Below are 18,178 nucleotides of genomic sequence, written 5' to 3'. Positions count from 1 at the left end.
TTAAACGGCCTCTCTTAAAGAATGTTCCCGTTTCCCGATCACTCTTGTTTCCGGGCTGTCGGTTCCTGAAGCGGAATGGGAAATTTCATGAAGCGCCTTAAGTAACAGTCCTTTGGCAACGTCTATCCGGTATTCCTTGCTCGCGCGCATATCTGAAATGGGCTGGTAATCCTGTTCCAGGGTTTCGGCTGCTTTTACCCAGCCAGCTTGATCCGCCAGGTCCAGTCCAATCAGGGCTTTTTCTGTTTTACCTGCCCGTTTGGGCGTGGCAGCCATACCACCGAACGCGATGCGGGCGCTGGTTACTCTGTTGTTCTCGAGTGTCAGGCGAAAGGCGGCCAAGAGGGCGGAGATATCCTGATCAAAGCGTTTGGAGACTTTGTAACTGCGCAAAAACTGGTTTTCAGCAAGCTTTGGTATTGTTACATGGCTGACAAACTCACCGGGCTGGCGATCCTGTTTGCCATAATCGATGAAGAAATCCTCTAGCCTGATTTCCCGTTTCCCTTCGGCTTTTTCAAGACCAAGTCTGGCATCAAGCGCGATCAACAGGGGGGGGCTGTCACCAATGGGTGAACCGTTGGCGATATTGCCGCCAATGGTACCTGATGCCCGCACCTGGGTGGAGCCGATACGCCTGACAACTTCGGCAATATCGGGATCAATGGTTGCCAGGGCTTCTTCTGCCTGGGCATAGGTTGCGCCAGCACCAATGACAAGTTCATTGCCGTTATCTTCGACCCTGTCCAGGCCTTTTACCCGACCAAGGTGAATGATCTTGGGCAGATCGCGGAGCTGTTTCGTAATCCAGAGACCGACATCTGTGGCACCGGCGACAACAATGGCATCAGGGTGCTGACTGTAGAGCTTTGCCAAAGATGCCATGGATACAGGAGCCGCGAAAAAACGTTCCTCGGTACCGACAAAAACATCTTGTCCGTCATCAAGCCCGGTCAGAGTTTCAGTGGTTGTCTTCAAGGCCTTGGAAAAACGGTCGTCGACCGATCCATTACAACTTTCCAGAGCGGCATCAATAATGGGTCGATACCCGGTACAGCGGCAGAGGTTGCCAGCGAGCTGGTTGTTGATTGCCGGCCGATCAGCCTTGATCCCTTTGTGATAGAGAGTAAAAAGCGACATGACGATACCGGGTGTACAAAAACCACATTGTGAACCGTGATGGCGTACCATGGCATCTTGAACAGGATGCAGTTCTTCCTGTCCGCGAGACAGGTCATCGATGGTAATGACCTCCTTGCCATCGAGCATGCCGAGCAACTGGATACAGCTGTTAACGGCCTGATATTCAAGTTTGCCGTTTGAATTGATCGAGCCAACAGCGACACTACAGGCGCCACAGTCACCTTCGGCACAGCCTTCTTTCGTACCCCGTGATTCTTCAGTCAGTCGCAGATAGTCGAGCAGGGTATCGTTCGGTCCGATGTTCGTCAGTTCAACCGCTTTTCCGTCTCTGACAAACCTGATGCTCTGGCGCATTGTCATCTTAACTCCCGCGGTAGGTCGAATAGCCATAAGGCGAAATTAACAGAGGCACATGATAGTGGGAGGTGGTATCTGCAATGCCGAAGCGGATCGGAATCACATCCAGAAACAAGGGGTCGGGCAGGGCCTTGCTTTCAGCACGAAGATAATCACCAGCCATAAACCGCAACTCATATTGCCCGCGTTCAAGCTGATTGTTTTCAAGCAAGGGACCATCAACCCGGCCATCATCATTTGTGGTGACTGATTTTATCAATGCAAAATCATTGTCTTTCACCCGCCAGAGTTCAATGGCGAGGCCTTTTGCAGGCACGCCCTTGGCCGTGTCCAGTACATGTGTTGTAAGTCGCCCCATGCGACCAGTACTCCCCTAGACGGGTCTGTCCCTCATATATTGAAGGCAGCCCAATTGTTCATTTTGAAATTAGTATGACAGGCATCTATGGCTCTAAAAAGAACAAAGTTTAGATATCAGGGGTCTAAAAAAGGCATCAGTTAAGCGGGTGGGTCTTTAGATGGTCAACCACATGTTTTTCAAAAATCTGGGTCGCTGGTGAGGGGGCTCGGGTTGATTGCCTGACCAGCATCAGGCGATCCATTGGCAGTTTCGTGTCAGACAGCGGGAGAAAAACCAATGTTCCTGCCTTGAGATGTTGTTCGATGCCGACACGGGTTTGAAAGGCAATACAGCGGCCTTCCCGGGCCATGGCGGCCATGACCCGCAGTGAGTTGGCTTCCAGCACAGGTTTTCTGGGGCTGGCAAGGTCAGACATTGTGGCGTCGAGGGCGAGGCGAAGGCTCAATCCTCGGGCAGGATAGGCATAGGGATAGGCGATACAGTCGCGTAACGTCACTTTTTCTCTTTTGATCAGAGGGTGGTCGGGTGAAACAATCGCGCCGACTTCCAGGCTTTCTTCATAGGCAATATCAAGGCCGTCCAGTGCAGAGGGGTTATAGGTAAAACCAAGGTCGGCTTCACGAGAACGCACCATTTCGGTTACAGCATCGGCGACAGTGACGGTCAGAAAGATTTCAATCGAAGGGTATTTTTCGGAAAAATCAGCCAGGATTTCCGGGAGAAGGCTGACCGAGACGGATTCCGCGGTGGCGATTCTGACCCGGCCGCGTTGCAGACCGCGAAGTTCGTTGATGATGCCCAGGGCATCTTCATAGTCCCGCAGAGTGGTCTTGGTCTGCTTTAACAGAACATTCCCTGCCTCGGTGAGCAACATGGCACGCCCTGTTCGTTCAAACAGTGGCATTCCCAAAGCATCTTCCAGCATCAGGATCTGACGGTTTACCGCCGAAGAGGCGATGTTGAGTTCCCGGGCCGCGGCCCGGATGGAGCCGGCTTCTGCTGTCGCTGCGAAGTAACGGAAAGCCGTAGAGACAAAGGCATCGTCTATGCGCATAAACAGGTTCCTGCTCGTTTTGGTGAAGTCATAATCCCGCCCTGAAGTTTTTTCTCTTATTTTTTTATGGGGTCTTCTGCTTGAGGCTTCCTCATCTTAGGCTATAAGAAAAGGTACTCTTTTCAAGCCCCTCTGTTTTAATCCATAAGTCGGGCGACGTTTCCTGAGGTGGATCTCTGTGAAAATCGAACGTGCGCATACTCTTTATTCTCCGGCTTTGCGTTACTTTGTTGCTGTTGCTGAACACGGGTCCATTCGTGAGGCAGCCCGCCAGTTGAATATTGCCTCTTCGGCGGTAAACCGTCAGATTTTGGGACTGGAAGAGGAATTTGGGCTGCAGTTCTTTGAGCGGGTGGGGCGTCGGCTTCGCCTGTCAGAAGCAGGCGAATTATTGTTGCGCCATGCCCGTTCGGTTCTGACTGACTTTGATGTGCTGTCGGAACAGATTGGTGACCTGCGGGGGTTGAAGCAGGGGGTTGTACGGGTGACTTCGGTTGAATCGGTTGCCGATGCGATCTTGCCGCAGCTAACCCATAGTTTTCAGGAACTCTACCCCGGGATTACCCTGGAAGTGACGATTACCAGTTCGCTCAAGGTTGCCCGCCTGATTTCGACTGCTAAGGCCCATATTGGCTTTACCTTCAATCCTCCGGATCATGAAGCACTTAAGGAAATAGCAAGCTGGGAGCTGAAAGTCGGAGCTGTGGTTGCGCCGGGCCACCCGCTGACACGCTCAAAAAGCTGTTCCTTTGCTGATTGTCTCGACTATCCTCTGGCTCTCCCGGCGGGGAATCTCTCGCTTGCGCGGATTCTGGAGGTGCCCTTGACGCGACTAAAATGCAGGCCCGCCGCTTTTATCAAGGCCAATTCACTGCGGTTTATGCGCAATCTGGCCCGTAATGGCCACCATGTGACCTTCCAGACAATTCTGGGTATCGAGCAGGAGCGACAGGCCGGGCTTCTTGCCTATGTAAACCTGTCAGATGCTGATATTCCAAGAGACAGACTGGTGGTTTTGACCAATGCCACGCACGAGCTTTCTTTGGCCCCTTCGACCTTTGCCCGTCATGCAAACAAGGCACTTACCGCGTATTTGGCAAACAGTTGATCTCTATTTGGCATCACTGTGATCTAAAATAGCTTCTTTTGCGATCACTCTGACTGCGACATACTGCCTCATATAAAAAGAATAAAAGGCAGGATGAGGCTTATGGGGTGTCTGACGACGCATGTGCTGGATACAGCAAAGGGAATTGCTGCGTCCGGTTTGAAAATAGAACTGTTTCGTGTCGGCGAGACAGCCCCTTTACGGGAACTGATCACAAATGAAGACGGAAGAGCGGATAGCCCTGTTCTGGATCAGGACAGCTTTATTCCGGGGATTTACGAGCTTCATTTTCATGCAGGCGAATATCTGAGAGCTGGCGGGGCTGTACTCAGTGATCCTGCTTTTCTTGATCTGGTGGTCATACGTTTCGGCATTGCTGATGCTGATCAGCATTATCATGTTCCCCTGCTTCTTTCACCTTTTGGCTATTCAACCTATCGGGGGAGCTGATCTGTCGGTCAGTTTCTTAGAATCGGTCTTGAAAGGCCTGCCATAAAAGAAAAGCCGGAAAAACCCGGTGTGATAAATGAACGGGGAGAAAACAGAGTATGACAGAGATATCAAAATCGGCAGCAACTGCCGAGCAGCTGAAAGACCCAAACTATTGCCCGCCAATGAAAGAAGCCATCCCTTTGGGGATCCAGCATGTACTGGCGATGTTTGCCGGCAATGTCACCGTTCCTATTATTATCGCGGGGGTGGCTGGTCTATCAGGGGGTGACAAGGTTTTCCTGATCCAGACAGCCATGTTCGTTGCGGGTATTGCGACATTGTTACAGACGATCGGTATTGGTCCGGTTGGAGCCCGTTTGCCGATTGTGCAGGGAACAAGTTTCGCCTTTATTCCGATTATGATCCCGATTGTCAAAACCGCCGGGATGGGAGCCCTTTTTGCTTCTGCTGCCATTGGCGGGGTATTCCATTTTATTCTCGGGACCTTTATTGGTCGTTTGCGCGGGATATTGCCACCACTGGTAACAGGGATTGTGGTCCTTTCCATCGGTCTGGCCTTGATCCCGGTGGGTATACAGTATGCGGCGGGCGGAGCAGGCAAGGTTGAGGATTTTGGAGCCTTGCATCACATCTCTCTGGCCATATTGGTGATGGTGGTCACCCTAGCAGTCAAATTCCTGACCAAGGGTTTCCTTTCAGCTTCGGCTATTCTGATTGGATTGATTGTCGGCTATCTAGTCGCCATTCCCATGGGACTGGTGGACTTTGGTCGAGTAGGCTCTGCGAGTTGGTTTGCCCTGCCTTCGCTCTTTTCCTATGGTTTCGAGATCAACACAGCAGCTGTTATCGGTATGTTGCTGATGTCTGTGGTCAGTGCGATTGAGACTGTCGGGGATATTTCGGGAATTACCACAGGTGGGGCAGGCCGGGAAGCTACGGATCGCGAGATTGCGGGGGGAACCATGGCTGATGGTCTGGGCACGGCTTTGGGGGCGCTTTTCGGGGCGATGCCCAATACTTCCTATAGCCAAAACGTCGGTCTGGTCGCGCTTACGGGTGTGATGAGCCGACATGTGGTTACCTGTGGTGCTGTTTTCCTGATTATTGCCGGTCTTTTCCCGAAACTTGGCGCAGTTATTTCTGTCATGCCAAATGCGGTACTCGGTGGTGCGGCCATTATCATGTTTGGCATGATAGCGGGGGCTGGTATGAAGCTTTTGGCCATGACCAAACTGTCGCGCCGGGATCTGGTAATCATTGCCGTGTCTTTGGGCATTGGTCTTGGGCTCAAGTCAGTCCCGGAAGCTGTTGCCACTTTACCCGAAACAGCAAAGATCCTGATGACATCAGGTCTGGCGCCTTCGGCATTCCTGGCAATTCTGCTTAACCTGATCCTTCCAAAAGAAGCTGATCTCTAGAAAGTCAAAAGAACTGAAGAACGCTATGAAAACTCTGTTGATCAAAAATGCTCGTGTCCTGGTAACAATGGATCAGGAGCGGCGAGAGCTGAAAGAGGGTGCTCTTTATGCTGTGGATGGTGTCATCACCGCGGTGGGGAATTCTGGAGAGTTGCCCCAGGATGCAGACAGAGTCCTTGATCTGAGTGGTCATATCGTTCTTCCGGGGCTGGTGAACACACATCATCATCTCTATCAGACCCTGACCCGCACCTTTGCACAGGATGAGCCGCTGTTTCCCTGGTTGCAGTCGCTCTATCCCGTCTGGTCGCATCTGACACCTGAAGCGATCAAGGTTTCTGCTCAGGTCGGTATTGCGGAACTGTTGTTGTCGGGTTGTACGACAACCAGCGATCATCTTTATCTTTTCCCCAATGGCAGCCGACTGGATGATTCCATTGAGGGAGCAATGGAAATGGGCATCCGATTCCATGCGACCCGGGGGTCCATGTCGATTGGTGAGAGTGACGGCGGACTTCCACCTGACAGCCTGGTGGAAAATGAAAAAGCAATTTTGAAAGACAGCCAGCGGCTGATCGAGACCTACCATGATGGTGCAGATGGTTCGCGGATCCGGATTGCTTTGGCACCCTGCTCCCCTTTTTCGGTTTCACGGGATCTGATGCGAGAATCAGCCTTGCTGGCGCGTTCCTATGGCGTGGGATTGCACACTCATCTTGCTGAAAACGTCGAGGATATTCTCTACAGTCAGGAAAAATTTGGCCTGCGTCCGGGCGATTATGCTGAAGAGCTGGGCTGGGTTGGCAATGATGTCTGGCATGCCCATTGTGTTCAATTGAATCCCGATGAAATTTCGCTGTTTGCTCGTACCGGGACCGGGGTAGCCCATTGCCCCTGCTCCAATATGCGGCTGGGGTCGGGCATTGCGCCAGTGCGGGAAATGTATGATGCGGGGGTCAAGGTTGGACTGGGCGTCGATGGATCCGCATCGAATGATTCCAGCCACCTTCTGGCTGAAGCCCGCCAGTCGATGCTGCTGCAACGTGTCAAGCACGGGGCACGGGGTTTGAAGGTTCGTGAAGCCATTGAAATCGCGACGCTGGGAGGGGCGAAGGTGCTCAACCGCAGTGATGTGGGCGTTCTGGCGCCAGGTTATCAGGCGGACTTTGCTGCGTTTAAACTTGATGAACTCTATCATTCAGGCGCAGAGCTCGACCCGGTTGCCGGTTTGCTGCTTTGCCATCCCGTCAATGCAAACTACACAGCGGTGGGCGGGGAGTTGCTGGTTAGTGAAGGCCGGATAACCCGGCTGGATCTCCAGCCATTGCTCCGTCGGCACCGCAATATCGCCATCGATCTGGCGAACAAAGCTGCTTAAAAAGCTCCCTGTGCGGGGGCGAGAACACAACAAGTAAAAAAGAACCGTCGTATGGCGGCAAGGATCATCAGGAAGGATGACGTAACATGGAATCATTTGCGGTAGACTGGCTTAATTTGATTATCCGCTGGGCCCATCTTATTGCCGGTGTGGGCTGGATCGGTACATCCTTCTATTTCATCGGGCTTGATCTCTCCCTGCGCAAGCGCGAGGGCCTGGACAAAGATGTCTTCGGGTCGTCCTGGCAGGTGCATGGCGGGGGATTCTACAATGTTGAAAAGTACCTGGTCGCTCCCAAAAAACTGCCAGATGATCTGGTCTGGTTTAAATGGGAAGCCTATCTGACCTGGGTTACAGGTTTTGCCCTTCTGGTGGTTCAGTACTATTACAACGCCAGCAGCTATCTGATTGACCCGACTGTTATGGTGCTGGAGCCCTGGCAGGCGATTGCCATTTCGGTGGCAAGTCTTATTGGGGGCTGGCTGATCTATGACGGAATCTGTCGTTCTCCTCTGGGGAAAAACACCGGCCTGTTGGCGCTCTGTGTCTTTATCCTCATTGTGGGCGCGAGCTGGCTGTTTTCCCAGGTCTTTTCCGGACGTGGCGCCCTGATCCATGTGGGTGCTTTTGTTGGCACCATGATGGCTGTGAACGTTTTCGGAATCATTATTCCAAACCAGAAAAAAGTCGCGGCTGCCCTGATGCGTGGTGAAGAGCCTGATGCCAAGTATGGTAAAATCGGAAAACAGCGCTCGGTGCATAATAACTATCTGACTCTGCCAGTGCTGTTAATGATGGTGAGCAATCATTATCCTATGCTGACCGGACATCCGCACAGCTGGCTTCTGGTTGCCTTGATTATTGTCATCGGTGGTGCTGCCCGTCATCTGCTCAACCGTCATGAAGCCGGGGATGTTTTTAAGCAGTACGCCTGGACACTTCCTGTTGCGGCTTTGGGGCTGATTACAGCGATCATTCTGACTGCCCCGGCCACACGGGATTATGGTAGTGATAAAGTTTCAGATACGGCTGTTCTTGAAGTACTTCAGACCCATTGCTCCAGCTGTCATGCGGTGACGCCAACCAGTGAGGTCTTTGATGAAGCTCCACAGGATATTCATCTAGAAACAATAGAGGATCTCACGAGGTATCTGGACCGGGTCAAGGCGCAGGCGGTTGATTCTGATGCGATGCCCCTTGGCAATGAAACGGGTATGACAGATGCTGAACGGACAACTCTTGGTGCCTGGATTGCCCAGCAGTAACCCGATCAGCAGAAGCGGAGAAATAGTTGAATGAGCAGGTGTTATTCTCTTAAGGCAGTCAACCTTATGGATGCCCCCGATTTTGCCGGGGCATTCGGTGATATTGCCGAGCATTCTCCCTGGGTCGCTGAACTGGCGGGAAAAGAGCGCCCCTTTGCCAACCGGGATGCCATGATCGGGGCTTTTGCCCAGGTCATGTTCGCGGCAGAACCGGATGCCCAGCTTGCACTGATCAGGGCGCACCCCGATCTGGCTGGCAAGGCTGCGTTGGCGGGAGAGTTGACGGAAGATTCAAAAAAAGAGCAGGCCGGGGTCGGTCTGGACCAGTTGACGGCAGAAGAGTTCGAACGCTTTACAATCGCAAATGATCGCTATCGCGAGAAGTTCGGCTTTCCTTTTATCTTTGCTGTGAAAGGCGCGACCAAGTTCATGATCATGGATGCTTTTGAAGCCAGACTTGAAAACGATACGGCAGAAGAATTCCGCACCGCGCTGGAACAGATCGCCCGGATTATCCGCTTTCGACTGGAGGATCGGGTTCAATGACTGATGCGCAAAAGGGATATCCGCGGGACCTGATCGGTTATGGCCCGGTACCCGCAAAAGCTGGCTGGCCTGAGGGCGCACGCGTTGCAGTACAGTTTGTTCTGAACTACGAAGAGGGCGGTGAAAACTGTATTTTGCATGGTGACCCGGCATCGGAAGTGTTCCTGTCGGAGATTATCGGCGCTGCCGCTTTTGACAAGGCCCGGCATATGTCGATGGAATCAATCTATGAATATGGCTCTCGTGCTGGTGTCTGGCGTATTCTCCAACTGTTCCGCGAGCGGCAGATACCGATCACTCTCTTTGCTGTTGCCATGGCCATGGAGCGGCATCCAGCTGTGATTGAGGCGGCTCTGAAGGATGGGCATGAGATCTGTTCGCACGGCTATCGCTGGATCAATTACCACGGCATGTCGAAAGAGCAGGAACGCGAGCATATGGCCCGCGCGATTGAGATCCAGAAAAGGATCACCGGAGAACGGCCACTGGGTTGGTATACCGGACGCACGTCAGAAAACACCCGTCAGCTTGTCGCTGAAGAGGGTGGTTTTGTCTATGATGCCGACGACTATTCCGATGATCTGCCGTTCTGGTCGCGGGTGGTTGATCGCCCGCATCTTGTCGTACCTTATACGCTTGATACGAATGACATGCGATTTGCCACGGCCCAGGGCTTCAATACAGGCGAGCAGTTCTTCACTTACTTGAAGGATGCCTTTGATACACTTTATGACGAAGGTGCCGAAGCACCAAAGATGCTTTCTGTTGGCCTGCACTGCCGTTTGATTGGCCGCCCCGGACGATTTGCCGGATTGAAAAAATTTGTCGATTATATCCAGTCACATGACAAGGTCTGGTGCGCGCGGCGGATCGATATCGCCCAGCACTGGATCAAACAGCACCCCTATGAGGGATCATGACAATGCCAGACCCCTTTGTACTCCGCCCTATACCGTTAACTGCCGAGGCTTTTGCGCCATTCGGGCAGGTGATTGAGACGGATTATGAAAAAAGCTATTTGATTAATGAGGGAACAACCCGGCGGTTCCATGATCTGGCACAGGTTGATGTTACCGGGGAAGAGGCCGAGGTTATTCTGTCGATTTTCAGGGGAACACCGCGCGCCCTGCCCATAACAATCTCGATGCTTGAGCGCCACCCTCTGGGCAGCCAGGCCTTCATTCCCATGCACCCGGACCCCTGGCTGATCGTGGTCGCTCAAGGAGAAAGCCCGACTGCTGAAAACTGCCGGGCTTTTTTTGCATCAGGCCAGCAGGGGGTCCAGTACGCTAGGAATATCTGGCACCACCCGTTGTTGGTCCTGGCTCCTCTACAGGAGTTTTTGGTCGTTGATCGTAAGGGGAAAGGGAATAATCTTGAAGAACGTTGGTTCAAGGACCAAACAGCAGTTTTACAAATCCCGTAAAGTACCCTTATCGTAAATCCGGAATTTTGCTGTATTAATATTAAAAACGCACTTTAGTAAACACGACAAAAAGGGCTGCTAAAAAGCCCGATAATAATACCCAGACGAAAGAAAGTTTATAAATGACTGATCGGATTAAGATCGGCGCGCTCCAGATTAAAAAGGTTTTGCATGATTTCCTGATTGAAGAAGCGCTGCCCGGTACTGGCATCAAGCCTGCCGACTTCTGGCAAGGTTTTGAGAAAATGTTGAACGAACTGATGCCAGTGAACAGGGCACTATTGGATAAAAGGGAACAGCTGCAGGATCGCCTGGATAACTGGCACAAAAAACATCCCGGCCCGATTACAGACCATAAAGCCTATAAAACCTACCTTGAGGAAATAGGGTATATCGTGCCTGTGGGAGCTGGTTTTTCCATAGAGACGAACAGGGTCGACAGCGAAATCACAACCGTGGCCGGGCCACAGCTGGTTGTTCCTGTCCGCAATGCGCGTTATGCCCTTAATGCTGCGAATGCCCGTTGGGGCAGTCTCTATGACGCACTTTATGGGACAGATGCCATTGCTGAAACAATGGGTGCTGAAAAGGGCAGTTCGTTCAATCCCAAACGTGGGGAAAAGGTTATTGCCTGGGCTCGATCCTTTCTGGATCAGGCGGCAAAGCTGGAACGAGGGTCACATCGAGACGCGATCTGTTACAACATCCGCGATGGCCGGTTGCAGATAACACTTGAGGATGGCACCCGCACCGGACTGGCAAAGGGAACCGAGTTTCTGGGGTATAGCGGGGATCCCAAAGCCGCTTACAGTTTGTTGCTCCGTCACAATAACCTGCATCTCGAAATTGTAGTGGATCGCACCAGAGGTATCGGCCGAAATGATCCGGCAGGGGTGGTGGATATCATTCTGGAATCTGCCCTTTCGACCATTATGGATTGCGAGGATTCTGTTGCGGCTGTCGATGCCGGGGAAAAAGTCGAGGTCTATCGCAACTGGCTTGGCTTGATGAAAGGGGATCTTGCGATCAGTTTCTCCAAGGGAGAAAAGACCATCACCCGCAGCCTTGATCCTGACCGCTCCTATCTGTCGCCAGAAGGGGCTGTGTTCGATCTGCAGGGGCGCAGTCTGATGCTGGTCAGGAATGTCGGCCACCTCATGACCAATCCGGCCATTTTGGTCGGTGAGCAGAAACAAGAGGTTCCTGAAGGCCTCATGGATTGCCTGGTTACAGCCATGATAGCCTTGCATGATTTGAAAAAATCCAGTGGCCCGCGCAACAGTCGTAGCGGATCGGTTTATATTGTTAAGCCGAAAATGCACGGCCCGGAAGAGGTTGCCTTTGCTGACAGGATCTTCAGCCGGGTTGAGGATATTCTCGGGCTGGAGCGCCATACACTGAAAATCGGCATTATGGATGAAGAGCGCCGGACCACCCTGAACCTGAAAGAAGCGATCCGTGCGGCAAAAAACCGGGTGTTTTTCATCAACACTGGCTTTCTTGATCGTACCGGAGATGAAATTCATACGGCGATGGAAGCCGGGCCCATGGTTACCAAAGCGGAGATGAAAAACACCCGCTGGATCAAGGCCTATGAAGATTGGAATGTCGATACAGGCCTTGCCTGTGGCCTCAGTGGCAAAGCCCAGATTGGTAAAGGCATGTGGGCCATGCCGGACCTGATGGCTGATATGCTGGAACAGAAAATCGCACATCCAAAAGCGGGCGCGAATACAGCCTGGGTGCCCTCGCCAACAGCGGCCACATTACACGCCACGCACTATCATCAGGTATCGGTTCAGGAGCGTCAGCAACAGCTTGCCGGGCAGTGCCGGGCGACACTTGATGATCTGATTAGCGTGCCGGTGGCTGAGAATGCCAACTGGTCGCCAGACGAGGTTCAGCGCGAACTGGATAACAACGTTCAGGGCCTGCTGGGTTATGTGGTGCGCTGGGTGGATCAGGGTGTCGGCTGCTCGAAAGTACCCGATATCAACAACGTTGGCCTGATGGAAGACCGTGCGACCTTGCGGATTTCCAGCCAGCATATCGCCAATTGGCTCCATCACGGGATCTGTACAGAAGAACAGGTGCGGGAAACACTGAAACGTATGGCGGGAGTTGTCGATGCGCAGAATGCGGATGATTCAGATTACACTCCCATGACGGTAAATATTGATAAAAGCATCGCTTATCAGGCAGCCTGTGATCTGGTGTTCAAGGGCAGGGAACAACCCTCCGGTTACACCGAGCCAATCCTGCACGCCCGACGACTGGAGTTGAAAAAAGCTCTCTAGAATAAGAAAAAGGTTCAGGTAGATTTGAAAACCGCCTGAACCTTTTTTATGAGGTACCTTGCTGTAATCTTTTACCCGAGCTGATAACCCGGGGTAGAGCGCGACAGGGCGATTTCTTCTTCATCCATGTCTTCGGCGATACTGTCAAACAGAGGTGTTGTCATGTAGCGCTCGCCGGTATCAGGCAGCATGCAGAGGATGACTGAACCCGGTGCTGCTTTCTCGGCAACCTTCATGGCAACAGCAAAGGTGGCGCCGCCGGAAATGCCGGTCAGGATGCCTTCCTTGCTCGCGAGCTTTTGCGCCCAACTGACTGCTTCACCGCCTGGAACAGGAAGCAGTTCATCATAGTTTTTGTTATCAAGAAGTTCCTGCAGGACCTGGGGAATAAAGTCGGGAGTCCAGCCCTGGATCGGGTGGGGCTCAAAAGCAGAATGCCCGACGGAGGCTGTCCCGTCTTCGTTGCGTTCCTGTGGTTTGCCGCTGCCGACCAGCTGTGCATTGGCAGGTTCTGTCAGAATGATTTTTGTGTCCGGGCGTTCTTTGCGCAATACGCGGGAAACACCCGTAATGGTCCCGCCTGTACCATAGCCACTGACAAAATAATCGAGGCGCTGTCCAGCAAAATCAGCCATGATTTCGCGGGCTGTTGTCATTTCGTGAATGTCGGCATTTGCAGCCGTTTCGAACTGGCTGGCCAGGAACCATCCATTTGCCTTGGCCAGTTCAGCGGCTTTCTGATACATGCCAAAGCCCTTTTGCGCCCGGGGGGTCAGCACAACTTTTGCACCAAGAATACGCATCAGCTTACGGCGTTCGATCGAAAAGCTGTCGGCCATGGTGACCACAAGTGGGTAGCCTTTTTGGGCGCAGACCATGGCGAGGCCGATACCGGTATTGCCGCTGGTGGCCTCGACAACTGTCTGTCCGGGTTTCAGCGTGCCATTGCGTTCGGCTGCTTCGATAATGTTCAGCGCCAGACGATCCTTGACCGAGCTGAGCGGATTGAAGAATTCGGCCTTGACGTAAAGCGACACACCTTCGGGGGCGAGATTGTTGATACGGATACAGGGCGTGTCGCCTACGGTGTCGAGTATGGAGTTGAACAGCCTTCCCCGGCCATTGGTGGTTCTTGTTTTATTGTTTGCCATTTGATTTCCCTGTTTTGAAACACGATATCTGTATAGGTGGTGTCGAAAGTTTGTTATTGAAGATGTACACCGGAGCCGGATTTAAGGGAAGGGCCAAGACGTCAGCTGTGAAGAGGGAGGCGTCGGTTTTTGTTGCCTCAGATATATTTGCGTATGGCCCGGTCACTGACCCTAGTGAAAAGCTCGTAAGCGGAGGTTCCGGCCATGGCAGCGGCATCTTCGACCAGGCTGTTGGGGCCAAAGATCTCGACCATGTCGCCCGTGCTGCACGCCGTTGCTGGCAAATCAGTCAGATCAATCGTGATCATGTCCATTGAGACCCGGCCAATAATAGGGGCCTTGTATCCATTAACGGTGACCTGATGGCTCTCGCCGCTGAGAGGTTTGAAAAGGGCGCGCATCATGCCGTCTGCATACCCACAGAGAATGACGCCAAGACGGGTGCTTTTATGAACAGGAGTCGCACCATATCCGACAGCTTCGCCAGCCTCGACCTGCTTGATTTGCATAAGGGGCGCCCGGAAGCTGACAACAGTCTGCAGGCGTGACTGACCTTTTTCAAAATAATGTGGATCGTGACCGTAGAGGCCAATGCCGGGGCGAACGAGATCAAAATGATACTTTGAGCCAAGCAAAGTTCCGGCTGTGTTTGCCAGGCTTGCCGGAACGGCAGGGAAGTTTTTTATGATGCGGCGAAAGGCGGCAAGCTGACGGGAGTTTTCAGCAGAGGCCAGACGGTCGGCACAGGACAGGTGGCTCATGATGAGCCGGAGGTCCAGTTTTGCCAGGTCTTTTTTGTCTTTCAAGAGAAAGGAAAGTTCCTTTTCCTGGATACCAAGCCGGTTTATCCCGGTTTCAAAATGCAGGGCTGCGGGAGCAGGTTTTTCATGAAGGTTGGTCCAGTTCCGGATCCCCTCAAGATCATAAAGACAGGGGATGAGGCTGTTTTCCTGAAGCAGGGCTCCGTCAATGGTAATGAAGGGAGAAAGGACAAAGATCCTGGCTGCAGGGAACTGGCTGCGCAGTTCGATGCCTTCCCGGGTCAGGGCGACAAAAAAGGTTCTGCAGCCCTCGTCATAGAGTGCCTGTGCGATCTTTTCGCTGCCAAGCCCATAGGCATTGGCCTTGAGAACCGCAGCACAGTCGCCGAGGACGGTCGCTTTCAGGGTTCTGTAATTGCTTATTACAGCTTCCAGATCCACGATCAGTTCCGGACAGGTGCCTTGAATACTTTCCATATGCCAGTCCAGCTTTACGTTCTGTATGATTCCAGTCTCCGTTCCGGGTCATAACCTTTAAATATGACTATAACCCAGAACGGAGATCAACATGTCGGGTTCAGCTTTTTAAGGCCTGTTCGATATAAAGTTGACGTAGGCGGTTTGCCAGTGGTCCGGGTTTTCCAGATCCAATCTGCTTGCCATCAAGAGAAACAACCGCCGTGACAAAGGTTGTGGCTGAGGTGACGAAAGCTTCGGCGGCATCAGCGGCTTCTTCCAGAGTAAAAGGCCGTTCCTCGATGGTGATATTGTTTTCGGCAGCAAGGGCAAGCACAGACCGCCGGGTGATGCCGTGCAGGATCTCATTCCCCAGATGACGGGTTACAATGACCCCGGCTTTGGTGATGATATAGGCATTGTTTGAACTGCCTTCGGTGACGAAGCCGTCTTCGTACATCCAGGCGTCATCTGCACCCGCGTCGACTGCCGCCTGTTTGGCCAGTGCCGGGGCAAGCAGGCCGACAGACTTGATATCGCGGCGCTGCCAGCGGATATCAGGAACCGAGATCACCTTGAGACCTTTTTCAGCCACGGGGCTGTTGATCAGGTTCTTGACCTGGGTGAACATGACAAGAGACGGTTTGGCGTCTCTGGGAAAGCCAAATTCCCGATCTGCTGCTCCTCTGGTCACCTGAAGATACAAACCGCCTTCAACCAGATTATTCCGTCTGATCAGCTCTTTTTGTAACTCAACCAGCTCGTCCTTGGTCACAGGACAACCCATTTTGAGTTCATCAAGGGAACGCTGGAGACGAATAAGATGGGCTTCGTTGTCAATCAGGCGGCCTTCAAGCACGGTGGAGACTTCATATACGCCATCAGCAAAGAGAAACCCACGATCAAAGACGGAGATCCTGGCGTCTTCTTCTGGCAGGAAATCACCGTTTACATAAACTGTTCTACTCATTTTCTTCTTCCTTAACCCCTGGAAATATTAACCCCAAAGGGCTTTTTCCGGGGGGGTAATTTCTACGCCGTTAAAGACCAGACCGGGTTCACAGTCTTTTGACAGCAACAACGGGGCATCGAGGTCCACCAGCTTGCTGCCCTGGGCGACGACCATCGCGGGAGCCATGGCAAGAGATGAACCCAGCATGCAGCCGGTCATGATTTCGAAACCAAGGGCTTCAGCTTCTTTTTTCATGGCAAGGGCTTCTGTCAGTCCGCCTGTTTTGTCGAGCTTGATGTTGACCATGTCGTATTTGCCGACGAGGCCCGGTAAGGACTTGCGATCATGACAGGATTCATCGGCACAAATGGTAATTGGCCGGTCAAGGTCTCGCAGGGCTTCGTCATCCGCGGCAGGAAAAGGCTGCTCGATCATCTCTACGCCCAGTTTGACCAGCTCGGGAACCAGTTCCAGATAAAGATCCCGGCTCCAGGCTTCATTGGCGTCAACCACGATCCTTGCTGTCGGGTGGCCCTTGCGGACGGCAGCAACCCTGGCCAGATCACCCTGTCCACCAAGTTTGAGTTTCAGGACAGGTTTGTCCTGATTGTCCCGGGCGTCCTGTTCCATCTGTCCGGGTTCGGCAAGAGACAGCGTATAGACTGTTGTGGCAGGCGCCATGGAAATACCGGCAATTTCCCAGGCGCGTTTCCCGGCTTTCTTGGCTTCAAGATCCCAGAGGGCCGCATCCACAGCAAAGCGGGCTGCGCCAGGCGCAAGTGCATCCTGAAGCTCAAGACGGGTCATGCCCTTTTCCAATGCGGGGAGGATCGTCTTGATCTGCCTGGTAACGGAATCAACACTTTCTCCATACCTGGGATAGGGGACTGACTCACCCTGGGCCCGGATGCCGTTTTCTTCAATGTAGACATTGAGGACGACAGCCTCGGTTTTGGAGCCGCGAGAAATCGTAAAAGAGCCGCGGATTGGCCAGGGAGTTGAAGAAATCGTTATCTTCCGGCTCATGCGAAGTTGTCCACAATCTTGGCAACGCCGGTACGCACAGGATCAACTGCAGGCAAACCGAATTCTGCTTCGATCTTGGCCAGATAAGCTGTTGCTTCTGCTTCGCTTAACTTGGCGGTGTTGATTGATATTCCGACGAATTTGGCGTTCTTGTTGGTCAGATGGGCCGCGCGCAGATTGGCGTCCATGCAGTCTTCAAGCGAAGGCAGGGTAAAGTCTGGCAAGCCGCGCATGTGCGTTCGGGTCGGTTCATGGCACAGCACAAGAGCATCCGGCTGAGAGCCGTGGATCAGTCCAAGGGAAACCCCGGCAAAAGAGGCGTGATAAAGAGATCCTTGGCCTTCAATGATATCCCAATGATTCTCATCGTTTGCGGGGGAGTGTACTTCGACTGAGCCAGAGATGAAATCTGAAGCGACGGCATCGATGGAGACACCATCGCCTGTGATCAAAATGCCGGTCTGGCCTGTTGCACGAAAATCGGCCGGTATGCCGCGATCACGCAGTTCTTTTTCAATAGCAAGGGTGGTGTACATTTTCCCACAGGAACAATCTGTTCCAACCGCCAGCAGACGCTTCCCGGGGCGGGGAGATCCTGCTGCAACAGGGTATTGTCTGGTCGGATGACGCACATCGTGGATCTTGCGCCCAAGGCGTTTTGCCGCTGCTGCAACTTCGGGAACATCTGCAAGCTTGTTGTGCAAACCAGCTGCCAGATCAAGACCGGCTTCAAGGGCCTGAACCAGTACCGTTACCCAGCTGGCATCAATAACACCACCGCGGTTAGCCACACCGACAACCATGGTCTTTGCCCCTTCGGCAAAAGCCTGTTCTGGTGACATGTCTGTAAGGCCGAGATCGGCGTTGCAGTCTTCGAGGCGAAGCTGGCCAACGCAGTTTTCCGGACGCCAGTCCCTGATACCCTGGGCAACCTTGGCTGCAAGCGGATCGGCAGCGTTTCCGAGGAAGAGGAGATACGGTGTTCTGATGCTCATGTAATTACTCCCAGAATTGCGCGATCCAATC

At 52.8% G+C, this 18,178-nt stretch carries 17 protein-coding genes; 9 read left to right on the top strand and 8 right to left on the bottom strand.

Annotated elements, in window-relative coordinates:
* The 3 genes from xdhA to O4H49_RS05715 all read right to left on the bottom strand — a co-directional run bounded on the left by xdhA (window position 1) and on the right by O4H49_RS05715 (window position 2,915).
* The gene (xdhA, locus tag O4H49_RS05725) at window positions 1–1,503 is read right to left on the bottom strand and encodes a xanthine dehydrogenase small subunit (protein WP_269422479.1); all 1,503 of its coding nucleotides are present in this window, start codon (window positions 1,501–1,503) and stop codon (window positions 1–3) included.
* Window position 1,504: 1 nt separating this feature from the next.
* Complete coding sequence (gene uraH / locus O4H49_RS05720) at window positions 1,505–1,858, bottom strand: hydroxyisourate hydrolase (RefSeq protein WP_269422478.1); 354 nt, start codon at window positions 1,856–1,858, stop codon at window positions 1,505–1,507.
* A 136-nt stretch (window positions 1,859–1,994) separates the two neighbouring features.
* Entirely contained in the window at window positions 1,995–2,915 is a 921-nt protein-coding gene (locus O4H49_RS05715; protein ID WP_269422477.1) for a LysR family transcriptional regulator, read from the bottom strand.
* A 178-nt stretch (window positions 2,916–3,093) separates the two neighbouring features.
* On the opposite strand from O4H49_RS05715, the gene O4H49_RS05710 reads away from it, so the two are divergent.
* The 9 genes from O4H49_RS05710 (at window position 3,094) to O4H49_RS05670 (ending at window position 12,806) form a co-directional block, all read left to right on the top strand.
* On the top strand, window positions 3,094–4,023 hold the full coding sequence (locus O4H49_RS05710; RefSeq protein WP_269422476.1) for a LysR family transcriptional regulator: 930 nt from the start codon (window positions 3,094–3,096) through the stop codon (window positions 4,021–4,023).
* Window positions 4,024–4,125: 102 nt separating this feature from the next.
* Window positions 4,126–4,473 (top strand): hydroxyisourate hydrolase, encoded by a 348-nt coding sequence (uraH, locus tag O4H49_RS05705; RefSeq protein WP_269422475.1) that lies wholly within the window; start codon window positions 4,126–4,128, stop codon window positions 4,471–4,473.
* 98 nt (window positions 4,474–4,571) lie between these two features.
* Window positions 4,572–5,894 carry a uracil-xanthine permease family protein gene (locus O4H49_RS05700; protein WP_269422474.1) on the top strand — a complete coding sequence of 441 codons (1,323 nt, stop codon included), beginning with the start codon at window positions 4,572–4,574 and terminating at the stop codon, window positions 5,892–5,894.
* Between the two features lie 25 nt (window positions 5,895–5,919).
* Window positions 5,920–7,272 (top strand): 8-oxoguanine deaminase, encoded by a 1,353-nt coding sequence (locus O4H49_RS05695; RefSeq protein ID WP_269422473.1) that lies wholly within the window; start codon window positions 5,920–5,922, stop codon window positions 7,270–7,272.
* A gap of 86 nt (window positions 7,273–7,358) precedes the next feature.
* The gene (locus O4H49_RS05690; RefSeq protein ID WP_269422472.1) at window positions 7,359–8,537 is read left to right on the top strand and encodes a urate hydroxylase PuuD; all 1,179 of its coding nucleotides are present in this window, start codon (window positions 7,359–7,361) and stop codon (window positions 8,535–8,537) included.
* A 30-nt stretch (window positions 8,538–8,567) separates the two neighbouring features.
* Entirely contained in the window at window positions 8,568–9,083 is a 516-nt protein-coding gene (gene uraD, locus O4H49_RS05685; protein ID WP_269422471.1) for a 2-oxo-4-hydroxy-4-carboxy-5-ureidoimidazoline decarboxylase, read from the top strand.
* A complete protein-coding gene (gene puuE / locus O4H49_RS05680; RefSeq protein WP_269422470.1) occupies window positions 9,080–10,003 on the top strand; it encodes an allantoinase PuuE in 924 nt (307 codons plus the stop codon). The genes uraD and puuE overlap by 4 nt, the downstream gene beginning before the upstream one ends.
* Entirely contained in the window at window positions 10,000–10,509 is a 510-nt protein-coding gene (locus O4H49_RS05675) for an ureidoglycolate lyase (protein WP_419715211.1), read from the top strand. The genes puuE and O4H49_RS05675 overlap by 4 nt, the downstream gene beginning before the upstream one ends.
* A gap of 122 nt (window positions 10,510–10,631) precedes the next feature.
* Window positions 10,632–12,806, top strand: coding sequence for a malate synthase G (locus O4H49_RS05670; RefSeq protein WP_269422468.1), 2,175 nt, complete (start codon window positions 10,632–10,634; stop codon window positions 12,804–12,806).
* A 71-nt stretch (window positions 12,807–12,877) separates the two neighbouring features.
* Here the strand turns inward: O4H49_RS05670 and O4H49_RS05665 are convergent, their stop codons facing one another.
* The 5 genes from O4H49_RS05665 to dgcN all read right to left on the bottom strand — a co-directional run bounded on the left by O4H49_RS05665 (window position 12,878) and on the right by dgcN (window position 18,147).
* Entirely contained in the window at window positions 12,878–13,957 is a 1,080-nt protein-coding gene (locus tag O4H49_RS05665) for a PLP-dependent cysteine synthase family protein (protein WP_269422467.1), read from the bottom strand.
* 137 nt (window positions 13,958–14,094) lie between these two features.
* Window positions 14,095–15,195: an alanine racemase gene (gene alr, locus O4H49_RS05660; protein WP_269422466.1), complete on the bottom strand. Its 1,101-nt coding sequence runs from the start codon at window positions 15,193–15,195 to the stop codon at window positions 14,095–14,097.
* A gap of 100 nt (window positions 15,196–15,295) precedes the next feature.
* A complete protein-coding gene (locus O4H49_RS05655) occupies window positions 15,296–16,144 on the bottom strand; it encodes a D-amino-acid transaminase (RefSeq protein WP_269422465.1) in 849 nt (282 codons plus the stop codon).
* 27 nt (window positions 16,145–16,171) lie between these two features.
* On the bottom strand, window positions 16,172–17,152 hold the full coding sequence (dgcA, locus tag O4H49_RS05650) for an N-acetyl-D-Glu racemase DgcA (protein ID WP_269422464.1): 981 nt from the start codon (window positions 17,150–17,152) through the stop codon (window positions 16,172–16,174).
* The gene (dgcN, locus tag O4H49_RS05645) at window positions 17,149–18,147 is read right to left on the bottom strand and encodes an N-acetyltransferase DgcN (protein WP_269422463.1); all 999 of its coding nucleotides are present in this window, start codon (window positions 18,145–18,147) and stop codon (window positions 17,149–17,151) included. Before dgcN ends, dgcA begins: the two co-directional genes overlap by 4 nt.
* Between the last annotated feature and the right edge of the window lie 31 nt (window positions 18,148–18,178).

It is taken from the genome of Kiloniella laminariae, from assembly GCF_027214005.1.
GTDB classification, from domain to species: domain Bacteria; phylum Pseudomonadota; class Alphaproteobacteria; order Kiloniellales; family Kiloniellaceae; genus Kiloniella; species Kiloniella laminariae_A.
The sequence above is the reverse complement of the archived record's forward strand: the minus strand, read 5'-3'. Positions and strand labels throughout refer to the sequence as shown.